The following is a 16,029-nucleotide window of genomic DNA, read 5'->3' on the forward strand; positions in this document are numbered from 1 at the left end:
ATGCCGAATCAACTTACAGCTCAGCGTCGATTAACGCTGAGCTTCTTCGCGTACAATATCGATCCACAAACGGCGTGATACCGGCAAATAGTTTGGCTCACGCGGCAACAGCAAGCCAATCGCCAGTAAAGGCTCCATAAGTGGGAAATCTAGCTGCACCATATGGGTTGCCAGCGGGGTAGAACCGAGTACGACACCGATGCTGTCGGTGGCAGCGGCAAGTGCGGGTATAGCGGATACTTGACTGATCGTATGCATGAAAGGTTGCAGTTTCAGCCGTGCCAGCTCTTTTTCCAGTCGTACATAGTAGAGGCAGTTTTGACCGCCCGCTGCGAGCGGATAACGCTGCAAATCCGCTTGCTGCAATTTGCCTGCTTGTGCTAGCGGATGCTGCTTATGCACGACAAATACAATTTGTTCCTCATACAATGGCTCAAAATGCAGCTTATCGAGCTGGTGCGGTTCACCGCATACCGCCAGATCGATCCGGCGTTCTAATAATAGTTGCGTTAACGTCTCGGTATTGCCAACGGTCAGCTCGCAGTGAATACCTGGCTTCTGTTTGGCAAAGCGTTTCATTACAGCTGGCAGCAGCGCTGTACACGCATTTTCGATGATCCCGATTCGCAATTTGCCGCGTTCCTCCTGCCCAAGCTGCTGCGCCTGATCCCGTACATGCTGCCAGTGAGCGATAAGACTGTCCACCTCGGCAGCATACAATTTACCCGCTTCGGTTAGCTCGGCATCCCAGCCACGCTTAAACAATTGAAACCCTAGCTCCTTTTCCAAGCGCTGAATCTGATTTGTTACGGTAGATTGAGCATAATGCAACTGATCGGCAGCACGTGAAAATGTACCCTCCTGTATAATAGTGCGAAATGTAGTCAATTGTTTTAAATCCATGCTCAAAACTCCATTCAAAAAATTGAATTTTATATTTATTATTTTCAATTATACGAATGAAGAAGGAGGCTGTACACTAATAACAGATCAACGAAGCGATCGATGCATGATCCATTTGTACAATGATGAACGATGTTAAACGATACAGGAGGGAACAGACATGCCATTTATTCGCATTAGCTACCGTCAGCAAGCGTACACGAACGAGCAACTTACCGAGATTAGCCACGAATTGATGCACGCATTGCAGCAGCATTTTCAAGTGCCGGATCATGATTTTTTTCAAGTGTTTCACGCTCATGAGCAGGGACAATTTATGTATGATGAAACGTATCTCGATGTGCAGCGCAGCGACAGATTGTTGTACATTCAGATTACGCTTGGTTCCGGGCGCAGTGTAGCACAAAAACAAGCTTTTTACGTCTGTGCCGCTGAACGCTTGCAACAGCAGGCAGGTGTGCGCAAACAGGATGTGTTTATTGTGCTGGTGGAGACAGGGTTGGACAATTGGAGTTTTGGTAATGGACAGGCACAGATGATCCAGCGCGAACATGGCGATTGGGATGTCGCATCTGATCATATGGCAAATGCGCATGATCACTATGATCAGACTGCAAAACCATTACAGACGAACGATGTACATTCACATACTAATCAGGTTCAAACGGCAATATTACAGACGGATCACGAGCATACGTCTGCGGCGCAGTTGCATAGCCAGCCAACTATGCCGCCAACTTCTAACGTACAGCATGTATATGGCGAGCTTGCGCCCGATTTTGCCCGTTATAGCGAAACAGTATTGTTTGGCGATCTGTGGTGTAGCCCGGAGCTAAGCCCACGCGAGCGCAGTTTACTAACGATTGCCGCGCTAGTTGCCGGTCGTCATACTGGACAGTTACCGTATCATATCGACCTTGCACAGCAAAATGGCATCACCATTACCGAGCTGGCTGCCGTGATGACCCATTTGGCATTTTATGCAGGTTGGCCTGCCGCTGCTGCTAGTTTGCTTGTGCTGCAAGAGCAAACACAATCGAATCTGTAGTGGAGTTAGGCAACTGAAACGAACGTCAGAACGTTAACAGATGATGCAGAACATGATGCTTATGATGTTATGATTTGCTGTATTATTCGGGCAGTAACCATATCAAGATAAAGCTAAATCCGTCGCTGTATAAACGGCATACGTACAACAAAAGCCGCCCTCATTAAGGACGGCTTTTAAACATGTCGAGCTGATACAGTCGCTTATTTTCAGCAGCAAAGGAATATTAACGTCAATACGATTAAAACGGTTTACCTTCTCCAAGTCGCTGTTTCAGAAATTGGGTTACTTTGTCTGTTTGCTTGCCGTTCGTTTGTTTGAGCAGTTGGAATAGATCGGATAAATTGGTCAGGATGGCGCTTTGTTTAATTTGCGTCGCATTATAGCTAGCAAGCACCTTACGATAATCCGCTGCAAATTCCGCATCCATTTTCAGCGTGTCATAATCAAATACAGGTGTATTCAAAGCGCCATAAAAAATGTTTAGCTGGATATTTTTATACTGTCTTACCATATCTGCCCGGCGGTTGGATGTAGCATACGTATTTACAAATGATTCGATCGCCAGTCCGCGTTTCAGCAGTTCGGTCGGTGTAATGATAATGCCGTTATCATCCGTAGTCGGCGCTTTCGCTTCGGTAGCCATAATGTTCATATAATCGCGAATATCCGGTGTCACATAAGCAAGCAATGGACTGAAAGCCGGATAATCGATATCAGGATAAAAAGAGCCTTCCACCGTTTGCAACCGGTAACCCATATCACTGAGTTGTTGTAACGCTTGCCGAGCCGTTTTGCCTTTTACGGCTGCTGCTGCTTGTTTCATTGTCATACCTGGCTCGTATACTTTTTCCAACGCCTCATACACACTTGATTGAGACAGCAACTGATCAGCAAATGAACGGTGTTTGTTGTAAGCATTTTCCAATTGTAATACAGCAAGGCTGGCACGATTGCGATCAAATTGCGCAATGGATTTCATTAGCGTGGCACGTGCTTGCGCGAAGGTGGCAGGCTTTTGCAGTTGCTGCACGAACATAGTGTAAGCTTTTTGCGCATTCGCCGAGCTAGTCGTTGCTTGCGTCGTGCCTGTGCTGGCTGCATCTGTATGCTGCAACAATGAGGCTGGCAAGACTGCTCCTGTAGTGAGCAGCACGGTAGCTAGCAACGCAGTTGCGAGTGGACAAACAGCGCGTGTCGGCTGAGCGGATGATGTGATCTGTGCCTGTTTTTGTTTAAATGTCATAAATAACTAACTCCTTTGTATGATAATGGAAATAGAGAATGCTACAGTATGTAAGTAAGCTGGTGAACTAGTTTGCATTCTTCTTCATTGTAGCTTGTTTGATAAAAAAGAAAAGACATTAATTTTGGTGTAGCAATCTATTGATAAATGAAGAAAATGTCTATTGATCGTTGAAGATCAAGTAGCAAATAGAAACGAAGATTTATTATTTTTAAATCACAGTATAATGAAAAGATAGATTGAGCAGCACCGATCGTACCGATGCACATTGTATGAACCGTAATGATTACAATCACAACGATGCCAACCGATAGTATGCTAATCAATAGGGAGCGCAGCAATTGCACATACTGCTAATATGTACATTGCTGCGCTCCAACTACGTCTAGCCGCTCTTAAATCGACCGTTTTAAACATTAACTTGAATTGCTTATTGATGTTCTATAGCTCAGAACTTGTAGCAAGTTTGAAATTAAAATTTAAAGTGGTCAATGTACTTTATTTTACGAAAGCGATACAGGCGTACCGTATTCGCTAAAATAAATCACCTACACGCTGCTTTAGAAATTGCTCAACTGCACTTGTGCTTTTGCCGCCATTTTGATCGACCAGTTTAAGCAAATCGGACACATTGGTCAGCAGTTGGCTATTTTTAATTTGTTGAGCGCTATAACTGTTTAGCACTTTACGATACCCTGCTACAAACTGCGGATCGATTTCCGACGTTTGTGGATCGAATAATGGCGTATTGTCAGAACCGGAAAAAATGTAAAATTTCATCAGTCGATAATTGTCTGCAACCGCTGTCCGCCGATTGGATACAGGATACCGATTTAAAAATGTCTCCATTGCCAGTCCGCGCTTCAGCAGTTCTGAAGCTGGGATAACGATGCCAGCATCATACGCTGTCGGCGCTTTCACTTCAGCCGCCATAATGTTGATGTAATCTTTAATGTCAGCATTAATGTAAGGGAAAAAGGTGCTAAAGGCTGGATAATCAATAATCGGGTAAAATACACCTTCACTCGTCTCCAGTCGATAGCCCATTTCACCGAGTTGCTGTAATGCCGCGCGATCGGCTTTGCGAGTCAGTGTTGCCGCCGCTTGTTGGATCGTCATATTGCCTTTGTAATTACGCAGCAGCTCATCTTGAATCGATTCTTTATAAATTAGATTTGACGCATAGTCCATATGTTTCATATAAGCATTTTCCAGTTGCAATACGGCAATGCTGGCACGGTACGGATCGAATTGTTTGATGCGATTAACGAGTGTGGCGCGTGCTAGTCCAAGTGTACTCGGCTTTTGCAAGCGCTGTACAAATAAATTGTACGAGCGTTGTGCAGTGTCTGCGCTAACCGCTTGTTTGGCGCCCGTAGTGGCAGTAGCGTTAGTGCTACTGGCTGCATAGGCACCGTTTAGCAGCGAAGCTGGCAAAGCGGCGCCTGTACCGAGCATAACCGTTGCTAGCACGGCTGCCGCAAGCGGACGAGCGTATCGCTTTGCTGTATAGCGGGAATGACGTGCTAGTTGAGGATGTTGTCCTTGTTTGTTCATGATTAACCCCCTTAACTATTTAGTGACAGCAGAGCAGCATTTGGCAGTGCTGCTGTCATGGCCATCTCTGTTCATCAATTGCGGCTTCGTTATAGCTGCTTATTGCCAGAAGCAGCTACTTTATAGACGTTTTAACAACGCCAAAGTTGTGACGCTTACAATTTATGACATAGATGTATACTTACTTTATACACAGCAATCAACAGATCAAGCAAGTTTCATGCATACTTTTCCTTTATATTCATTAAAATTAATAAAACGATAATAGTAAGTGCTTATATTCATTGTAGGAGGATGACCACCGAAACGTGAAGCGACCAGATCATTTGCATATATGCGCATTTATGATTGTTTCGTAATGATCATATGTGCATCGATAATAAAATAAACGATCTGATCTTTTCCCGCAGCATTCGAATGATAAGGATAACAATTCCAGCTTTGCAAAAGTTATTAAAACATGACAGCTTATTCAGCGTATCCATTTTGCTGCAAATGCTACAAAATGCTGCAAATCGTTTCTAGACAAGGGGTTAGAGAAAAGAAGCGATACAAAAAATACCGATAAAAAAACAATTTTTTTGCAAAAAACTGTAAAAATATCATTTGCTACGGTCGATATAATAAACATAAGCCACTAAATTACCCACCGATTTTAACGTCAAAAATAAAGTTATTGACAAGTCATGAAAGCGTTATTATAATCATAATCAATCAAGGATGATCATAAACGATCACAAATAATCATGAAGCGATAATACATGATCAGCCTCGATCACAGGTTGGATAATAATATAGCAAATTGACAGACAGGTGGTGATGTCCCGATGCTTTTCGAGCAAGAACGAAAGCATAAGATGGTTGAGTATTTGCAGCAAAACCACCGGGCATCGGTTCAGGAACTGGGTGAAGTGTTTCACGTTTCAGAATCAACAGTCAGACGCGATCTGAAGGAACTTGAAGATGGCAGATTGCTAAAAAGAACGCATGGCGGAGCGATTTCGTTACAGAGTGTTGACTTTGAACCGAATATGGTGGAGAAGGAAGACTCTTATCGCGAGGAAAAGGAAAACATCGCGCGCCGGGCAGCAGAGCTAGTCATTCAAGGCGATACGATTTTACTGGATTCAGGAACAACGACACTTCCACTAGCAAGAGCGCTTCGCAGTCGATCCGGCATCCGGGTGATTACCAATTCGGTCATCGTCTTGGGGGAATTGAAAGATTGCCGCAACATCGAGCTGTCGATCATCGGTGGACTGCTCAGGCCGGATACACAAGCATTTGTCGGACCGATGGCAGAACGCACACTCGATATGATCCGAGTGGACAAAGCATTTATAGCAACAAACGGTCTCGACATCAAAGAAGGCATCACAACGCCTAATCTGATCGAAGCCGCGATTAAACGTAAAATGATCGATATTTCCAAGCAGGTCATTTTGCTGGCAGATCATAGCAAAATTGGCGGTATCGCGTATGCTAAATTTGCCGATCTGACCGATATTGATTACTGCATTACCGATGGGGGAGCATCGGTATCGATGATTCAACAGTTCCGTAAGCAGGGGCTTGACATGATTATCGCTTGAACGATTCGACAAACAACCTTTTTACAAGTTTGTAAGCGTTTTACCATATTTCGGATTATACCGAAGCGGGCGCAGTCGTACAGGGCATATTCATAAATGACCGATTTGATAGATGAATGGTGAAGGGGAAATTACAATGAAAAAATTATTGGCTGTTACCGCTTGTCCTACTGGTATTGCACACACGTACATGGCGGCAGAATCACTTGCCAAAGCTGCCAAAGAAAAAAATGTTGAGATCAAAGTGGAAACCCGTGGCGCTGTTGGCGTCGAAAATGGACTGACACCGCAAGAAATCGCGGAAGCACATGCGATCATTATCGCCGCTGACACCGATGTAGATGAAGCTCGTTTTGCTGGCAAACCGGTCGTACGCGTGCCGGTCGCACAAGGTATCAAAGTACCGGGTGAACTGATCACACGTGCACTGAATATGGAACCGTCCAGCTCGACCGCAGCGGCAGCAGCAACACCAGCTGATAGCGGCATCAAACAACAAAACATGATTTATAAACACCTGATGAACGGTGTATCCCATATGTTGCCACTCGTTATTGCTGGTGGTCTGATTATCGCCTTTTCATTCCTGTTTGCTTTTACAAAAGGTGGAGTAAGTCAGGCGGAAGGTTCATTTGGCGCTGCATTAGCTACAATTGGCGGCGCTTCGATGGGCTTGATGGTTATCATTTTGTCCGGTTTTATCTCCTTCTCAATCGCAGGTAAACCGGGTCTTGCTCCAGGTCTGGTCGGTGGTGTACTTGCCAAAGATATGGGCGCTGGTTTTATCGGTGGTATTATCGCCGGCTTTATCGCAGGTTATGTTGCTCACTGGCTGATCAAGCATATTAAACTGCCACGTAACTTTGAAGGTCTGAAACCAATTTTGATTGTCCCTGTGTTGTCCGTCCTTATTATCGGGTTGCTCATGGTATATGTCATCGGTGAACCGGTTCAATGGCTGCTTGCTCAATTGACAGCATGGTTGACGAATATGGGTACAGGCAATGCGATTTTGCTCGGTGCCATTCTGGGCGCGATGATGGCATTCGATATGGGTGGTCCGTTTAACAAAACCGCTTATACATTCGCAGTCGGTCTGCTCGGCGCATCGATCTTTACACCGATGGCAGCGGTTATGGCAGCAGGTATGACACCTCCACTTGGCATCTGGCTGGCTACAATGATCGCCAAAAACCGCTTTACAAAAGAAGAACGCGAAGCTGGTAAAGTGGCATCGATCCTCGGTCTGTCCTTTATTACCGAAGGTGCCATTCCGTTTGGTGCAGCCGATCCGATTCGGATGATTCCTTCCTTTATGGTAGGTTCTGCGGTTGCTGGTGCATTGTCGATGATGTTCGGTTGTGGACTGCATGCGCCACACGGCGGTGTATTCGTACTGTTTATTCCAAATGCAATCGATCACCTCGGCTACTATGTACTATCGATCGCTATCGGTACCGTTGTAACCGCATTGATGGTATTGCTGCTGAAACGCAACAAAACCGTAGCTTAATCGCAATCCCAAAACTTTAAGCTATACCCTATGCAGCGACCGGACTCCCAATCCGGTCGCTGCCGTTTGCCAAGGATGCATAACAAGGCTAGAATGCGTTATGATATTACTGAATGATAATGATCTATATACGTTGTTTCATGACTACAAGCTATACCCACTATCGAACATAAAGGAGTCTGCCCTATGAATATTCGTGAATTGTTGCAACCCGAAAGTATTTTCCTGCCATCGACCGCCTCGACTCGTGAAGAAGCGATCAAGCAACTTGCCGCAGGTATGGCTGCGAACGGTGCGGTAACCGATACCGACGATTATGTGCGTGCTGTGATGGCGCGTGAACAGCAAAGCTCGACCGGTATCGGCTTTGGCGTAGCGATTCCACACGGCAAAGCAGCTGGCGTAACGCGTGCAGTGCTCGGTTTTGCCCGTTTTGACCAGCCGATCGATTGGGATTCACTGGATGGCGAACCTGCACGGATGGCATTTATGATCGGTGTACCGGAAGCGAATGCAGGCAACGAACATTTGCAAATTCTGGTCGCTTTGTCCCGCAAACTTATCCATGACGAATTCCGCGACGAACTGCTGCAAGCGGGCAGTAAAGAAGAAATATTGGAAATTTTGAGCCGTAATATCGGGTAAAGCAAAGCGTACACAGCGTGTATGAAATTTATGTATACTGCGATGGAGCATAATTAAAATAGCCTAATTAAAATGCAGTTAATGTTACATCGGTTACATCGCATTAAAACTTCTATGTTAGGCAATACGTTGTCACTTTAAGCATACTATCGATTGGAACGTATACAAAGAAGCACTTTGTCAGCAATTCAGGCAAAGTGCTTTTTTTGTATTAGGTAAAATGACGGTCAAGCACCCTTACTAAAAACTACCCACCCAAAACACTGCTAAGTATATGAAAACAAGCGGGCTTGAACGGCTGACAAGCCTTTTTTGCTCGAAGGAAGTTTATATAAATTGAGTAAAAAAGATGTATACCGGTATTAGGCGTTGTTGGATTATTCAAATGGAAATAGCGTGACCGTTCGCTTCCCTCACTTGCCTGGCTGTGAGACATTTGGGGATACAGCGGCAGCCGCTCATACCAGTGCGCGTGAAGCATTAGAATGTTTTATGTATGAGCTTGAACAGGATGGAGACGATATTCCAGAACCGTCTTCACTCGATGTTATTCTGACTTAGGTGATCACTGGTGAAGCAATGGCAGATATACAAGTTTATATGACTGTAGTCCGAGCAGCAGCCAATAAAGCTGTAAAAAAACATTGACCATTCCCAAATGGTTAAACGGTGCGGGGAAAAGTCAGCATCTTCATTTTTCGCATATTTAACAAGAATGTATTAAGCGCAGTCTGGCGATTAAGAAGCAACAAAAGTTAAAAATGGATCGGTTGCGTACATCATTATGCAGGCGATTCCAGTGGGATTCATGCGCTTGCGTTTCCTGTGTATGCACAATGTTTAATGAAGGGGGATACGACCATCCATTGAACAAGGATGAATATGCTGCACAGAAAGTAGGGATACGATGAACAAATGGCAACAGTTTCGCCAAGCTTCGCGGATGCATTTTGTACCGTTAATGGCGATCTGTGTTGTACAGGGTACATTGGCAGCCTGGATATGGAATGAACAGTTTAGCCTCTGGATTGCATTAGTAACGATGCTCGGCTCCTGTGCTGCACATATTTTCTCGATGATGATTAACGATCTATGGGATTATCGCAGTGGAGCAGACAAAGCGGCGCATGCATCAGATGAAGCGATTTCTACCGATTCGGGCTATTTAACGTCAGGCAAATGGGATGAACGCACATTTGAGCTAGTTACTTGGTCGATGCTCGGTGTAGCGCTCGTTTGTGCCGCCATTTTGTATGTTGTGAGTGGCTGGGGGGTATTGCTGCTTGGCGGATTAGGCTGTTTTCTGGCGCTCTTTTATGTCGTACCGCCGATTCGGTATGGTTATACTGGCAAAGGGATGAGTGAGCTTGCACATGTGCTATCATTTGGCGTGTTTCCAGTGATGGGTTCTTATTATGTGCAGACCGGGCATTTTGATGGCAGACTGTTGCTATTGTCGTTGTCGATGGGACTGCTCACAACGTTAACATTTTTTAACCATCACTTTTTGCATTGGAAAACCGATCGTCAGGTCGGCAAGCGCACATTGGTCGTAATGTGGGGAGAACGCAAATCGTTTCGTTTTTCGGTGCTGCTGCTTGTGCTAGCATTGCTTAGTGTAGCGCTCTGTGCATTGGCTGGTGTCATTCCAATGTATGCGGTAATTGTGCTGTTCGCCGCTTGGCCGTTATGCCGGATGTACAGCTACATGAAACAACCGCGCCGCAATTTACAAACCCACCAGCAACTGTTATGGCTATCACTGCGCACATCGTTGCAATTCGGCATATTAATTATCGCCGCTCAGCTGATTAGTCATTGGATCGGTACGTAGTAGCTTGTCTTAACTTTATTCAGGGATTGCGTTCGTCTGAATGCTGCACAGGGTTCAGATAGACGTAACCTTATATCTGCTTGAGACAAGTCAGTAGTAGTTTGTCTCGAATGGAAATTGTGTTTGAACGTACCTTAACCGATTCATCATCAAGCAATGGTTAGATCGACAAACCGTACATGTATTTGAGACAGTCTAGTAGTAGCTTGTCTTAAGTGAAAATTAGGTTCGAACTTACCTCAACACGTTCATGATCAAGCGATGATAACAAAGACATACCCTGAATGTATACGCGACAAGCTAGTAGAGTACAGTACAAAGTAGAGTTGGTCTGCCAACCGTTGATGGAAGATGTGATTGGTACGGTGCGTGTACGATGTTGGCTAATTGCCATACAGCAATGACATGTTTTTTGTCGCTTGGTAAGTCGCAGATATAGTGTCTGCGGCTTTTTGTTATCCGGATAGAAGCGAAGCAGTATAATTGCTCTATGTCTAATCGCGAATTGCACCTTATCCGAGTACATAACAATTATGAATGGTATGGACAATATGTAAGCGGTTTATTAAAATGTATGTACAACACATGAAACGATCACTGTAGCAAACTGTGTGTCGATCATGCCATATGTTACAATGGAGCGTATGTTTAAATTAAAGATCGAACATAGGATTGTTGCTGTCATCCGACAAGCCAGGAGGAACCATGAGCGCTAAATACAGACAAGTACGGGACGAAATTCTTTCCTGGATTCATTCCTCCCGTTTACATCCAGGTAGTCGGTTGCCGTCTGAGCATGAGATTGCCGAGCAATTTGAAGTGAGCCGTCAGACAGTACGGCAAGCATTGGGCGAGTTAATGCGTGACGGTTGGCTCAATCGCATTCAAGGCAAAGGCACATTTGTAACCGAGCCGGCTGTGCAACCAACCGGTCATAACAAAACGGTAGGCGTCATTACGACGTACATTTCCGATTATATTTTCCCGCAAATTGTACAGGGGATTGAAGCGCGTTTGCGAGAGGCAGGGTACCGGTTGCTGCTAGCGAGTACAGACAATGATCCAGGCAAAGAACGTGAATGTTTGGAAATGATGCTTAGCCAATCCCCATCCGCATTGATCGTCGAACCGACACGCAGCGGAGAGCGTAGCCGTAATTTGAATTACTTTTTGACGATTGAAAATCGCCAAATTCCGTATTTAATGATTAATGCGAGTTATGAGGAGATGGATTCGCCGTGTTTACGAATGGATGATGAGCGAGGTGGTTTTCTCGCTACCGAGCATCTGATCGAACTGGGACATCGTCGGATTGCCGGATTTTTCAAAACTGATGATATGCAAGGTGTACGGCGAATGAGAGGGTTTGTTGCCGCTCATCGCAAATATAGCATTCCGTTGCAACCATCATTAATTTTTACGTATACGACAGAAGACAAGCAGACCGCACCATTACAGCAAGCGCGTCGACTGATTGCAGCCACACATTCCGAGCGTGCGACCGGTTGGGTGCTGTATAATGATGAACTTGCTGTAACATTGTTGCAGGCAGTGCGTGAAGCGGGGTGGCGTGTGCCAGAACAATTGTCGATGGTCGGTTTTGACGATTCATTTTTGGCAACGGCGACCGAAGTAAAGTTAACGACTTTAAGTCATCCCAAACATGCGCTTGGAACGGCTGCCGCCGAGCTCATTTTGCAAATGTTAGATGGACGAGGTGGGGTGGAGGAGCGGATTCATGCGCCTGAACTAATCCGCCGCGATTCAACTGCACCGCCATTGGTCATTGGTGAAACGATATAATGTAGGGTAGATAAAGCGGTGCTGTATTATGTTTTGTTGTCTACTGATCATTCGTAAATTGCCTGATTTGCAGTTGTAGCATAACATTTGGCAGACCGCAGACCGCAGACCGCAGACCGCAGACCGCAGACCGCAGACCGCAGACCGCAGACCGCAGACCGCAGACCGCAGACCGCAGACCGCAGACCGCAGACCGCAGACCGCAGACCGCAAAAGCAGTTGTTCTGTACGAAGTTTGCTTGTGTAATCATCGATAGACTAATATGACTCGGTTTATTGGTACACTAACAACCGCTAATAATGAGTCATAAGCACTCATTATTAGTAGCTTTATGTGTAACAGTTAACAAAAGTCAGTAAATTGTTAACTTACCTATTATATGTCCAGACAAGTAATAGCTCCGCTACGTACCGGAATTCGGAAACAGCGGAGCTATACATGTTTGTATATCATGATGGGGTCAGCTTCAAAGCTTAATGTCTGACTCATTTAACTGTGATTAATATATCACAGTTTATAACGTAATAAAAATTGCAACTGCTTATTTCTTCATCGCTGCATACTGTTCCAGCTCTGTTTGTTCTTCCCCAAGTACACAATCGGCAAAAAGAACCGATTTAGGAATACGGAAAAATTGTTCTGTTTTTTCCTGAAAAGCAGGTGAAGGCAGTGTTGCTTGATGAAGCCATTTGCGGAAAGTACCTGGATGCACACCGATCCAATGACTCACATCGGTTACCGACAGATCATGAACCATACATAGACCGGTCAAAATGTGGTTGCGTACCGGCGAACGTGTAATAGTACGCTTCATAAAACGAGATGGGGCTTGTTGACAGATGACAGGACTATTGTTGATCACCTGTGGGTTGAATAGGATATGATGCGGATAGCCAAGCTCCCGGCATACTTTTTCCAGGTTTGCTTTGCCTGGCAATCTTCCTTCATATACCCAGGCACTTACACTGCGTGAAGAAACTGATAACCGTTCCGCCAGCTCCGAAAGCTTAATATCCTTGACCATCAGTACAGCTAGCAAAACGCGATTGCGAATTTGGCAGCGTGTTGGTCTGCGGAAGCGCTTAACGCGGACACCTTTACCTAGGTATTTACGGTTAATCAGAGACCACGCCTCTATAAAATGTCGTTCTGGTTGATTAGGCATAATTCCTCCGATAAAAGTAATTAATTATTCATTAGTATAGCAGTCGATTTAACGACCCTTTCAACATCCTACAACACAAATTCGCTCGTTTCAAGCGAACTTTTGCCAAAATAACACATGATAATACGGTAATTTTTAAAAAATTCAAATCCACACGACAAAATGACAAAAACATAAGTGAAAATGTATGCCGCCATTGCTTGGTTACCAAAATATGAAAATGTTGTAATGTTATATGTGGAGCCATTTAATTGTTAAAAATGATTAAGGCAGTCAGCAAGTCGATGTCAAAAGAAACGAAATATAGTTATTTGTGTGCAGTCTTATTTTTTTTAGCAAATCACTCGTTTATTTATTACATTCAGCAAATAATAAGCAGTTGCAGCATAATAATTTCACACTAAATACAAATAGACATATCCATATGGGTGCAATCGCTTACGATCATACATATGAACGACAAACAAACCGATTCGGAACAAACAGGGCGGTTTGCAGCATCGAAAGCCAATAGCGCTAGAACTGTTTTTTTATCCTTTTCGCGTTTGCAATCAAGGCGAAAAATGATGCTTTATAGATAATTTATAATGGAAAATATCATCGTAAACTTGAAGAAAATTCCGTATTGCTGATACATTTGCGGTTTGACCGGGTATATAAGAACAACGGTCAGCGCACAATTATTGCTGACTTAATTGCATACTATGCACTCTGCATGTAGCAAAATCGCTCATCATTCTAGGGAGGTCAATTCGTATGACTACTATGAAAATGAAAGCCGAAAAACGTGAAGCTACTAAATATTCTGCCGTCCGCGAGCTGCGCAACAGCGGCCGTACACCGGGCGTTGTATATGGACCTGATCTTGGCAGTATTCCTGTACATGTGGACAGTAAGCAGTTGCAAGTACAAGCACGCCGTGGCGGTGCGGATATCTTCTCACTGACGCTAGACGATGGCAAAGACGTACAAGTACTGCTGAAAGATATTCAGCGTCTTGAAGGACGCATTTTGCATGTCGACTTTTTGCAAGTATCGTCCAAAAAACCAATTACAGTTAGCGTACCGCTTGATTTCCAAGGCGAAGCGCCAGGAACGAAAGTTGGCGGTATTTTGCAAACACAGGCAACTGAGCTGTCTGTATCTGGTCTTGCCAAAGATTTGCCGTCCACACTCGCGGTGGATGTGTCCAAGTTGGAAATTGGCGATACGATCACAGCCGCAGATGTTACATTGCCTGACGGCGTAGAACTCATTTCACATGAAGAAGAAATTCTCGCTTCCGTCATTGTACCTCGTGTAGCTGATGAAGATTTGGAAACACCTGTTGCAGCTGACGAAGCCGCTGGAGAAACTACTGATGAAGCTTCGGATGAAGAAAAGTCTGAAGAATAAGCGGCAAGTGGTTACGTATAAAGCGATTTATGTATAAAATGCTCTATGTATAACGTACGCTATGTATAAAGCGGTTATGAATCTTGACCATAAATAGAGTTCACGGTTTCGCAAATAATGTGATACAGTGTGCATGGAACCGGAGCGCAATCGCTGCTCCGGTTTTTGTGCTGGATTCATTTGGGTTTTATTAAGCATATAGTAGATGTTACATATACGTTTTAGCTTATCTTATTCGGCGAGCGCGAGCATGATCATTCTGACCTACATTGCAAGGAATAGATGATCATTAACAAGCATAATCAGATACGCAATCAGACGATCATCGACAGGCGCAAAATGATGCTGAATATGATACGATAGAGGGGTGAGTGCGTGACTTGAAATAGTCGGGTATCTATCATGAAATACATACAAAAAGGAGCTGTTATTACGATGATTAAGCATATTGTTCTGTTCAAATTTAAAAATCCGTCCCAGGAAATTATCAATAATGTAATTACAGGTTTGCGTGCATTGGAAGGCAAGGTCGAAACGCTACGTTCGCTTCAGGTTGGTGTAGATGTAATTCGCAGTGAACGTTCTTATGATGTGGCACTAGTAAGCGACTTTGACTCGCTCGAAGATTTACAGGCGTATCAAGTGCATCCGGATCATGTGCAAATTGCCGAATATATTGCAACCGTGAAGGAATCGACGATTGCAGTTGATTACGAATATTGAGTTGTAGCTACCTGTTTGGAAGCGTTCTTGCGGGCAACGGATAGGGTAGTCCGCTGGAAATGTGGCTGAATTCCGAATTGCAACATCGATATTTTCACAAAAATAAGTGAGGAATGATCAAATGGGCATGATCGGAGCTTATCTGGCGGTCGACCGTATCGTACTGGATCAATTGGCTGAGGGCAAATTAAAGCTGGAACATATCGATTGCGACCAATACGCCGATTTGGATATTGATAAATCATGGCAGGCGATTCATTTTATGCTTTGCAATAGACTGGATAACGGTACGCCGCCGCAAGGGTATGTAGTGCCGATGATCAGCGAGCAATTTTTGGAGTTTGGACAATATGGGGCGTTCTATTTGCTGCCTGAACAAGTACAACAGGCGTCTGTTTTTTTGCAATCACTGACAGAAGCGGAGCTAAGCAAGCTGTACCATTTTGATGTGCTTGCTGAAGCACAAATTTATCCGATTTATGAAGGGGATAATGGCGCTGAATTTTTTGAATATGTGGCGGAGTATGTGCAACAAATCCAAAGCTTTTACGCAGAAACCGTGCTTAAGCAACAAGGTATCATTTTTTATATTGCGTAATCAAGC

The 16,029-nt window shown here is 44.4% G+C and carries 15 protein-coding genes; 10 read left to right on the forward strand and 5 right to left on the reverse strand.

The features are described 5' to 3' along the window. Positions 1-30: 30 nt before the first annotated feature. Complete coding sequence (locus U1I11_RS02460) at positions 31-903, reverse strand: LysR family transcriptional regulator (RefSeq protein WP_322903502.1); 873 nt, start codon at positions 901-903, stop codon at positions 31-33. A 160-nt stretch (positions 904-1,063) separates the two neighbouring features. Between U1I11_RS02460 and U1I11_RS02465 the strand changes: the two genes are divergently transcribed. Next, on the forward strand, positions 1,064-1,951 hold the full coding sequence (locus U1I11_RS02465) for a tautomerase family protein (RefSeq protein WP_322903503.1): 888 nt from the start codon (positions 1,064-1,066) through the stop codon (positions 1,949-1,951). A 241-nt stretch (positions 1,952-2,192) separates the two neighbouring features. Here the strand turns inward: U1I11_RS02465 and U1I11_RS02470 are convergent, their stop codons facing one another. Further along, the gene (locus U1I11_RS02470; RefSeq protein WP_322903505.1) at positions 2,193-3,197 is read right to left on the reverse strand and encodes a hypothetical protein; all 1,005 of its coding nucleotides are present in this window, start codon (positions 3,195-3,197) and stop codon (positions 2,193-2,195) included. Between the two features lie 534 nt (positions 3,198-3,731). Continuing rightward, positions 3,732-4,754, reverse strand: a complete 1,023-nt coding sequence (locus U1I11_RS02475; protein ID WP_322903507.1) for a hypothetical protein — start codon at positions 4,752-4,754, stop codon at positions 3,732-3,734. Positions 4,755-5,581: 827 nt separating this feature from the next. Between U1I11_RS02475 and U1I11_RS02480 the strand changes: the two genes are divergently transcribed. From U1I11_RS02480 to U1I11_RS02505, 6 genes are all read left to right on the forward strand, one after another. Beyond that, positions 5,582-6,346, forward strand: coding sequence for a DeoR/GlpR family DNA-binding transcription regulator (locus U1I11_RS02480; protein WP_322903509.1), 765 nt, complete (start codon positions 5,582-5,584; stop codon positions 6,344-6,346). A gap of 136 nt (positions 6,347-6,482) precedes the next feature. Then, the gene (locus U1I11_RS02485) at positions 6,483-7,859 is read left to right on the forward strand and encodes a PTS fructose transporter subunit IIC (RefSeq protein ID WP_322903510.1); all 1,377 of its coding nucleotides are present in this window, start codon (positions 6,483-6,485) and stop codon (positions 7,857-7,859) included. A gap of 186 nt (positions 7,860-8,045) precedes the next feature. After that, positions 8,046-8,504, forward strand: a complete 459-nt coding sequence (locus U1I11_RS02490) for a PTS sugar transporter subunit IIA (protein ID WP_322903511.1) — start codon at positions 8,046-8,048, stop codon at positions 8,502-8,504. Between the two features lie 369 nt (positions 8,505-8,873). Beyond that, positions 8,874-9,065 (forward strand): type II toxin-antitoxin system HicB family antitoxin, encoded by a 192-nt coding sequence (locus U1I11_RS02495; RefSeq protein WP_322903513.1) that lies wholly within the window; start codon positions 8,874-8,876, stop codon positions 9,063-9,065. A gap of 346 nt (positions 9,066-9,411) precedes the next feature. Continuing rightward, complete coding sequence (locus U1I11_RS02500) at positions 9,412-10,338, forward strand: prenyltransferase (protein WP_322903515.1); 927 nt, start codon at positions 9,412-9,414, stop codon at positions 10,336-10,338. 705 nt (positions 10,339-11,043) lie between these two features. Then, positions 11,044-12,141 carry a GntR family transcriptional regulator gene (locus tag U1I11_RS02505; protein WP_322903517.1) on the forward strand — a complete coding sequence of 366 codons (1,098 nt, stop codon included), beginning with the start codon at positions 11,044-11,046 and terminating at the stop codon, positions 12,139-12,141. A 47-nt stretch (positions 12,142-12,188) separates the two neighbouring features. Here U1I11_RS02505 and U1I11_RS02510 read toward each other — a convergent pair whose 3' ends face one another. Together U1I11_RS02510 and U1I11_RS02515 are read right to left on the reverse strand one after the other, a co-directional pair. Beyond that, complete coding sequence (locus tag U1I11_RS02510) at positions 12,189-12,392, reverse strand: hypothetical protein (protein WP_322903519.1); 204 nt, start codon at positions 12,390-12,392, stop codon at positions 12,189-12,191. A 291-nt stretch (positions 12,393-12,683) separates the two neighbouring features. Next, positions 12,684-13,307 carry an XRE family transcriptional regulator gene (locus U1I11_RS02515; RefSeq protein ID WP_322903521.1) on the reverse strand — a complete coding sequence of 208 codons (624 nt, stop codon included), beginning with the start codon at positions 13,305-13,307 and terminating at the stop codon, positions 12,684-12,686. A gap of 756 nt (positions 13,308-14,063) precedes the next feature. Between U1I11_RS02515 and U1I11_RS02520 the strand changes: the two genes are divergently transcribed. From U1I11_RS02520 to U1I11_RS02530, 3 genes are all read left to right on the forward strand, one after another. Next, positions 14,064-14,702: a 50S ribosomal protein L25 gene (locus U1I11_RS02520; RefSeq protein WP_322903523.1), complete on the forward strand. Its 639-nt coding sequence runs from the start codon at positions 14,064-14,066 to the stop codon at positions 14,700-14,702. 435 nt (positions 14,703-15,137) lie between these two features. After that, positions 15,138-15,425, forward strand: a complete 288-nt coding sequence (locus tag U1I11_RS02525) for a Dabb family protein (protein ID WP_322903524.1) — start codon at positions 15,138-15,140, stop codon at positions 15,423-15,425. A gap of 121 nt (positions 15,426-15,546) precedes the next feature. Then, the gene (locus U1I11_RS02530; protein WP_322903525.1) at positions 15,547-16,023 is read left to right on the forward strand and encodes a YfbM family protein; all 477 of its coding nucleotides are present in this window, start codon (positions 15,547-15,549) and stop codon (positions 16,021-16,023) included. Positions 16,024-16,029 lie beyond the last annotated feature (6 nt).

The organism is Paenibacillus campi (genome assembly GCF_034659835.1).
GTDB classification, from domain to species: domain Bacteria; phylum Bacillota; class Bacilli; order Paenibacillales; family Paenibacillaceae; genus Saccharibacillus; species Saccharibacillus campi.